The sequence below is a fragment of the Ilumatobacter nonamiensis YM16-303 genome (assembly GCF_000350145.1).
GTDB lineage: Bacteria > Actinomycetota > Acidimicrobiia > Acidimicrobiales > Ilumatobacteraceae > Ilumatobacter_A > Ilumatobacter_A nonamiensis.
Genome location: NZ_BAOL01000089.1, coordinates 1 through 7,669, shown reverse-complemented (window position 1 = coordinate 7,669; position 7,669 = coordinate 1). Strand labels below are relative to the sequence as shown.

Annotated in this window: 5 protein-coding genes; 3 read left to right on the top strand and 2 right to left on the bottom strand. The window is 67.5% G+C overall.

Features of this window, described 5'->3' with window-relative positions; genetic code table 11:
• Window positions 1–76: 76 nt before the first annotated feature.
• Both ON45_RS10295 and ON45_RS10290 read right to left on the bottom strand, forming a co-directional pair.
• On the bottom strand, window positions 77–1,720 hold the full coding sequence (locus ON45_RS10295; protein ID WP_040493636.1) for a phospho-sugar mutase: 1,644 nt from the start codon (window positions 1,718–1,720) through the stop codon (window positions 77–79).
• Window positions 1,713–2,729: an adenosine kinase gene (locus ON45_RS10290; protein WP_241432189.1), complete on the bottom strand. Its 1,017-nt coding sequence runs from the start codon at window positions 2,727–2,729 to the stop codon at window positions 1,713–1,715. Before ON45_RS10290 ends, ON45_RS10295 begins: the two co-directional genes overlap by 8 nt.
• A gap of 34 nt (window positions 2,730–2,763) precedes the next feature.
• Between ON45_RS10290 and ON45_RS10285 the strand changes: the two genes are divergently transcribed.
• From ON45_RS10285 to ON45_RS10275, 3 genes are all read left to right on the top strand, one after another.
• Window positions 2,764–5,364, top strand: coding sequence for a M1 family metallopeptidase (locus tag ON45_RS10285; RefSeq protein ID WP_051062853.1), 2,601 nt, complete (start codon window positions 2,764–2,766; stop codon window positions 5,362–5,364).
• Window positions 5,365–5,436: 72 nt separating this feature from the next.
• Window positions 5,437–6,087 carry a hypothetical protein gene (locus tag ON45_RS10280; RefSeq protein ID WP_040493634.1) on the top strand — a complete coding sequence of 217 codons (651 nt, stop codon included), beginning with the start codon at window positions 5,437–5,439 and terminating at the stop codon, window positions 6,085–6,087.
• 103 nt (window positions 6,088–6,190) lie between these two features.
• The gene (locus tag ON45_RS10275; RefSeq protein WP_040493633.1) at window positions 6,191–7,552 is read left to right on the top strand and encodes a cytochrome P450; all 1,362 of its coding nucleotides are present in this window, start codon (window positions 6,191–6,193) and stop codon (window positions 7,550–7,552) included.
• The last annotated feature ends 117 nt before the right edge of the window (window positions 7,553–7,669 follow it).

Genomic DNA, 7,669 nt, shown 5'->3' with positions numbered 1-7,669 from the left:
TCGCGCACGGAGCGCCGGAGAAGATCACGAGAACCGGGTGTCGGGCCGAGTCCTGGCCGGCCGCGTGGCGGACCCCTCAGGCGGGGGCGGTGGCGGCGAGGGCGGTGAGGAGGTCGGCGAGGACCTGGTCGTCCATGTCGACGGCTTCGCCGTAGAGCTTGACCTTGGGCTCGGTGCCGCTCGGGCGGACCTGGAGCCGAGCGCCGTTGTCCAAGACGATGCGAGCGAGGTTGGCCTCGGGGAAGGCCGACACCGCGTCGACGGTGACGCCGCCGATCTCGGACGGCGGGGCTGCCACGATCGCGTCGACCCACTCGGCGCCGACCGCCGGCGGAATCCGCACCGACAGCTCAGCGGTCACGTGGCGGCCGAACCGGTCGGCGATCGCATCCAGGCGATCCTGCAGGCTGACGCCGTCGGCAGCTGCGCACGCCGCGATCTCGGCCATCATCACCGCCGCCGAGATGCCGTCCTTGTCGAGCGGTCGCGGCGCGACGAGATAGCCGAGCGCTTGCTCGTACCCGAACACGAAACGTTGTCCCTCGGCAGCACGTTCCGTGGCGATCCGGCCGATCCACTTGAAACCCGTGAAGGTCTCCTCGGCGTGGACTCCGTGCGCGGCCGCCATCTCAGCGAGCAACGACGACGACACCAGGGTCGTGACGACCAGTCGGTCGTCCCCAGACGTGTGGCTCAAAATGTGGTCAGCGAACAGCCAGCCGATTTCGTCGCCCGACAGCTTGCGCCACGAACCGTCGGCCTGCGGGATCGCCGCGCCGAGCCGGTCGGCGTCCGGGTCGTTCGCCAAGGCGATCGCGGCGCCTGACTCCTGCGCCGTCCGCAGCAACAGATCCATCGCGCCCGGTTCCTCCGGATTCGGGAATGCGACGGTCGGAAAGGTTCCATCCGGCTGGTGCTGCTCGACGACAGGAATCGGCCGGTCGAACCCGGCAGCGGTGAACGCCATCTCGATGGTCTCGGCGCCGACACCGTGCATCGCCGTGTAGGCGACCGGAACCCCGCTCACCTCGGGGCGCAACCGAACCGTCGGCACCGCGGCGACGTACGCCTCCTGCCACGACGTGTCGAGGCGGCGAATCAGGTGATCGTCCTCGCGGCCGATCGGAACGTCGAGCGGGTCGACCTGTTCGATCGCGTCGGAGATCTGTTGGTCGACGGGGCTCACGATCTGCGATCCGGTCTCGAGAAACACCTTGTAGCCGTTGTCGGCCGGCGGATTGTGCGAAGCCGTGACCACCACGCCCGCGGCAGCCCCGAGCCCGGTGATCGACCAGGCGAGCACCGGCGTCGGCTGCACCCCGGGATGCAGCATCGAGCGGATCCCCTGTGCGGCCAGCACCCGCGCCGTGTCGAGCGCGAAAGCGTCGCTCTTGCGACGCGCGTCGTGGGCGATCACGACTCCACGATCGGCGACGCCCTCGATCCTTCCTGCCGCTTCTTCGGCCAACAGCCACCGACCGAGTCCGGCGGCTGCCTGGCGCACGACGAGCCGGTTCATCCGCATCGACCCGGCTCCGACCGCGGCACGCAGGCCGGCGGTTCCGAACTGCAACCGGCCGGCGAACCGGGCGGCGAGATCGGCGCTCGCCGCGTCGTCGCCCGAACGGGCCGCGTCGATCAACGCCGACAGCTCCGTGCGCAGGTCGTCGTCGGGCTCGGCCGCGAGCCACGCCTCGGCGATCTGCAGTGTCTCAGTCATCGTCCCGCAGCGTATGCAACTCCACCAGCGGACGTGGACCGACGTGGCTGATCACCTCGGCCGCGGCGATCGACCCGAGCCGACCGCACTCCGCGAGGTCGGCACCGGTCGTGTATCCGTGGAGAAATCCGGCTGCGAACAGGTCACCGGCTCCGGTGGTGTCGACGACCCGGTCGACGGGAACCGCCGGCACCTCGATGAGTTCATCGCGAGTGACGACCACGCAACCGGCGGCTCCGCGCGTGATCACACCGGTCGAGCACTCGGCACGCAGGGCCGCGACGGCCTCGTCGAAGTCGGTGAGCTCGTAGAGCGAGAGCAGTTCGTCCTCGTTCCCGAACAACAGGTCGACGCTGTCCGCAACGAGTCCGCGGAAGTCCTCGCGATGGCGATCGACGCAGAAGGAATCGGACAACGTCAGCGACACCGTTCGGCCGTGCGTGTGCGCCACATCGGCCGCACGACGGAACGCGGCCTTCGCTGGATCACGGTCGAACAGGTACCCCTCCATGTAGAGCACCTGACCGGCGGCGATCACGCTCTCGTCCAGGTCATCGACACCGAGCGTCGACGACACACCGAGGAACGTGTTCATCGTTCGCTCGGCATCGGGTGTCACGACGATCACGCAGCGTCCCGTCGGCACCGATTGCTTCGACAGTTCCCCGGGGAACGCGACGCCGACGGCGCGCATGTCGTGTCCGAACACCTGACCGAGGTCGTCATCGTCGACCTTGCCGATGTACGCCGCCTTCCCGCGGAAGCTCGCGATGCCGCACATCGTGTTCGCCGCCGACCCGCCACTCATCTCGACCGCACCCGACAAGGCGCCGTACAACTCGACGGCCCGCTCGGTCTCGATCAGCGTCATCGCGCCCTTCACCAGGTCGTGTCCCACCAGGAAGTCGTCGGACGCGTGGGCGATGACGTCGACGAGCGCGTTTCCGATGCCGACGACGTCGAATGTCGGTCGATCGGACGACGGCGAACTGAACCTGGAATCGGACACGACGGGAAACGATACCCCCGGTACTCTCCGGGACATGGCGACTCCCGACGCAGCGACATCCGATCTCACCGACACGGGCCCAGGCGATTCCACCCCCGACCCGCACCGCCTTCCGAGCACCGTGCTCCCGAGCCGCTACGACGTCAGGATCCGACCGTCCCTCGATGACGCGTCCTTCTCCGGCCATGTCCGCATCGCGCTCGATGTGCAGCGTCCGACCTCCACCGTCGTGCTCAACGCGATCGAACTCGGGATCGACTCGGTCAGCGTCAACGGTGCCGATGCGACCTGGGAGTTGGATGCGACGACCGAGCGGATGACCGTCACGACCCGCGACGAGCTGACGGGAGCGGCGGAACTGGAGATCGAATTCACGGGAATCCTGAACGACAAACTGCGCGGCTTCTACCGCAGCACCTACACCGACGACGACGGGGTCGAGCAGGTCATCGCGACCACACAGATGCAGGCGACCGACTGCCGTCGCGCCTTTCCCTGCTGGGACGAGCCGGCGTTCAAAGCGGTGTTCGGGATCACACTCGACATCGATGACGGTCTCACCGCGATTTCGAACGGCTCGGAGATCGAGCGCTCCTCCACCGAGGGGCGGACCGTCATCCGCTTCGCCGACACGATGGTGATGAGCCCGTATCTCGTCGCGTTCGTCGTCGGTCGACTCGAGATGACCGAGCCGGTCGACGTCGACGGGATCCCGCTCCGCGTGGTGCACGTACCGGGGAAGTCGGCACTCACCGGATTCGGTCTCGACGTCGGCACGTTCAGTCTGCGCTGGTTCCAGGAGTACTACGGGATCCCGTACCCGTCCGACAAGGTCGACCTCATCGCCCTCCCCGACTTCGCTGCCGGGGCCATGGAGAACCTCGGCTGCATCACCTTCCGCGAGAGTCTGCTGCTCGTCGACCCCGACACCTCGACGCAGAGCGAACGCCAGAACGTCGCCGACGTCGTCGCCCACGAGCTGGCCCACATGTGGTTCGGCGACCTCGTCACCATGCGGTGGTGGAACGGCATCTGGTTGAACGAGGCCTTCGCGACCTTCATGGAGATCGCCGCGTGCGACGCGTTCGCACCCGAGTGGGAGCGCTGGACGAGCTTCGGACTGGAGCGCAGCATGGCGTTCGAGGTCGACTCGCTCGCGAGCACTCGACCCGTCGAGTTCGAGGTCCGCTCCCCCGCCGAAGCCGACGGCATGTTCGACGTGCTCACGTACCAGAAGGGTGGCGCACTGCTCCGGATGCTCGAGCAGTACCTCGGCGCGGAACGATTCCGGGAAGGTGTGTCGCACTACCTGCGGACCCACGCTCACGCGAACACGGAGACGAACGATCTCTGGGATGCGATCGAGGCGACCTCGGGCGAGCCGGTCCGTCAGATGATGGATTCGTGGATCTGGCAGCCGGGCTACCCGCTCGTCACCGCGGAGATCGCGACCGTCGACGGCGAGGCCGTCGTCGAACTGCGCCAGGAGCGTTTCGAGTTCGCTGGTGGAGACAGCGCCGACGGGGGGAACGGCTGGATGATCCCCGTGCACGTTCGCTCCGGCGCCGAGACCACGACGCTGCTCCTCGAGCCCGAGCGGTCCGTCACGACCGCCCCGGTCTCGGACACCGACGCGATCATCGTGAACGCCGGTGGCCATGGGTTCTTCCGTGTCGCCTACGGGCCCGAACTGCGGGCGCGGCTGGCCGACCCCGAGGCGCTGGCCGGACTCACCACGCTGGAGCGGTACTGCCTGGTCGACGATGCGTGGGCGGCAACCCTCGCCGGGCGCATGTCGGCGGTCGACCTGCTCGACCTGCTCGACGTGTTCGCTGACGAGCGCGAGTACGGCGTGTGGCAGGCGGTGGTGGTTGCGCTGGGGGGCGTGTCCCGCCTCGTCGAGGGAGACGCTCTCGACGCGCTGCGCGGCCGCGTCCGAACGCTCGTCAGGCCCGCTCTGTCCGACCTCGGCGATCCCGTTGCCGGCGAGAGCGACCTCACCCGCAAGCTGCGCGGGCTGCTCACACGCACCGCCGGTTCACTCGGCCGCGACGACGAGATCATCGCCACGTGTCGCGACCTGTTCACTCGCTCGCTCGACGGCGCGTCCGTGGACGCGGAGCTCCTCTCGGCTGCCACCGCGGTCGTCGCTGCCTCGGGTGACGCCGCGGACTATGACCGAATGCTCGACGGGGTGTCCAGCGCGTCGACGCCACAGGAACAACTCCGGCTCCTGTTCGCGCTCGCTGAGTACGACGACGAGCAACTCGCCGCGCGCACCTGCGAACTCGCGATGAGCGACTCGGTCAAGACCCAGAACGCACCGTTCCTCCTGCGTGCGGCCATCGGCAACCGTGGCCAGGGCGCGTCGTCCTGGCAGTTCGTTCAGGAGCATTGGGACGAGGCCAACGCCCGCTTTCCTGGGAACACGATCGTCCGGATGGTCGACTCGGTGAAGCTGCTGAACACCGCAGAAGCTGTCGATGATGCCCGCCGATTCTTTGCGGATCACCCGATCGAGCAGGCCACCCAGACGCTCGAACAGATCCTCGAACGCCAACGCGTCAATGCCGCACTGCGCGAGCGTGACGGCTCGGCGCTCGACCGCGAGCTCCTGTCCGGAGCGGCGGGCTGACGGCGGTCCGGATCGGAACGACACGGCCGATCTGGCATCACGCAGGCCGGTCGTGCCACTACGCTGAGCGCGATGGACCGCCTTCGTCTGCGTCGAGCCGTCATTCTGATCGCGGCAGCGTTGATCGTGTTGATCGCCGCCCTGCTCGTGGTCCAACTGGTCGGCGACTCGTCCTCCGACGACGCGAATGTGGAGATCACGATGGAATCGGGATCGATCCAAGGTCTCGCGACAGGACGCGGGGTCGGCCCCGACGAGGTGATCGAGGCGATCACTCCCGAACTCGGCGAGGCGGACCTCGACACCGGTTGGGTCGACGTGAACACGGACGTCCGCCCGTGCCCGGAGCTGACCGAATACCGGGAGCTGTGGTGGGGAGATCTCTCGTTCGGCTTCTGGGGAACCGGAGATGCGACCTACCTGCACTTCTGGAACGTCGGCGATCGGCGCGCCGTGCTCTTCTCGGTGCCCGACCTCGATCAGGGCGCTCCGGGTCCCCCGCTCGACCTCATGACCGACCAGGGCATTCACATCGGCGACGACGTGACGACGATTCCGCCGCCGTTCGCTGCGCGAGCATCGGCCGCGGGCGACGAACGCTTCGAATCCGGCGCTCAGGTCGTGGTCGTGTCCGCCGATCCTGCGACGGTCGAGAACTCGGGGCACTACCTCGGAGTCGACGGGACGGTCGTGTCGTTCGGGGCGGAGTCGTTCGCCTGCTGATCCGGGAGGGGCCCGGCGACCCGCTACGACTCGTCCACGCCTCGGCCGTTTGAAGAGACTGACGGAGCCGATCGTCGATTCCGAGACCCGGGGAGTTCTGCACATGGCGCCGTATCCCAAGCATGTCAATCACGACCTGAGTCCGATGGCGTGCCCGGCGGCACTCGAGGACGTGGACCTGTTCGGCGAAGGGGCGCAGGAGCACTGGTACGAGGCCTACGAGATCCTCCATCGAGACGAGCCGGTGCTGCGGATCGAGGGTGGCGGCCTCTCCCCCGGCTCCGATGCCTTCGTACTCACCAAGCATCACGACATCAGCCGCGTGGTCAAGGACCCGAAACGGTTCCGCAGCGTGACGACGATGCGCGTCGGACAGCTCGTCGAGAAGGGCCTGTCGCCCGAGGACGCCTACGCCCAGCACCACAACCTGATGCAGGCGTCGATGGTGTCGCTCCGCCCGACTCAGGAGCTGTATTTCCACCACCGTCGCGAGCTCACCGATCCGTGGGTGGGCACGGGAGCCCTGCGCCACCGTGAGATGATCACCGCCCACGCGAACGATCTGATCGACGAGTGGATCGGTGACGACGAGGTGGAATTCATCGGCCGGTTCGCCCGTCCGCTCCCCCAACGCATCATGGCGAGCATCCTCGGATTCCCTCAGGACGACATCCCACAGCTCGCAGCGTGGGGCGATGCGACCGTCACACCGTTCGTCCACGGGACGGGCTTGAAGCACGACCTGACCCGCGAGCAGGCCGCCGACATGAACCGGCGTCTCGAGGGTTTCCAGGACTACATCTACGACCACGTCGCGGCGAAGCGCGCCGATCCGCAGGACGACATGGTGAGCTTCCTCTGCGATGTTCACTACCGAGCGCTCGACCGCACGCTCACCGACATCGAGATCGCCGGCATCGTCCACGCGATGATCATCGGCGGCCTCGAGACCACGCAGTACGCGCTCGAAGAGCAGGCCCAATTGCTCTGCGAGACACCGGGCACGTTCGCCACGCTGCGGACCGACCGGAGCAGACTCCGCTCCTTCGTCGAGGAGGCGCTGCGGATGCGGGCACCCACCCACGGGCTGTCCACGCGGATGACCACCGAGGACGAGCTGTTCCACGAGGTGCTGGTGCCCGCCGGTTCACTGCTCCACATGCGCTTCGGTGCGGCGAACGTCGATCCGGACGAGTTCGACTGCCCGTTCGACCTCGACCTCGACCGAGAGTCGATCGCACGGCATCTAACGTTCTCCACCGGACCTCGAGTGTGCCCGGGGGCGACGCTCTCACGGCTCGAGCAGCAGGTCGCCTGGGGTGCGCTCCTCGACCGTCTCGAATCGATCGAGTACGGAGACGGCAACGACTGGATGCATCAGCCGGGCATCATGCTCGGCACGCTCCGATTGAACCTTCGATTCCGTGCCGCTGATGAAGCACTGTCGCTCGGCACCGGCCGCTGAGTCACTCGGTGACCCGCCGCCCAACACGAAAACGGCGAAACCCCAGCGGTCGACCGGACCGGCCGACCGCTGGGGTTTCGGAAACGTGGAGCTAAGGAGAATTGAACTCCTGACCTC

Excerpts from the sequence above, each read along its gene's own strand:
- ON45_RS10295 (WP_040493636.1), bottom strand. The coding sequence starts at position 1,720 with ATGACTGAGACACTGCAGATCGCCGAGGCGTGGCTCGCGGCCGAGCCC.
- ON45_RS10285 (WP_051062853.1), top strand. The coding sequence starts at position 2,764 with ATGGCGACTCCCGACGCAGCGACATCCGATCTCACCGACACGGGCCCA.
- ON45_RS10280 (WP_040493634.1), top strand. The coding sequence starts at position 5,437 with ATGGACCGCCTTCGTCTGCGTCGAGCCGTCATTCTGATCGCGGCAGCG.
- ON45_RS10275 (WP_040493633.1), top strand. The coding sequence starts at position 6,191 with ATGGCGCCGTATCCCAAGCATGTCAATCACGACCTGAGTCCGATGGCG.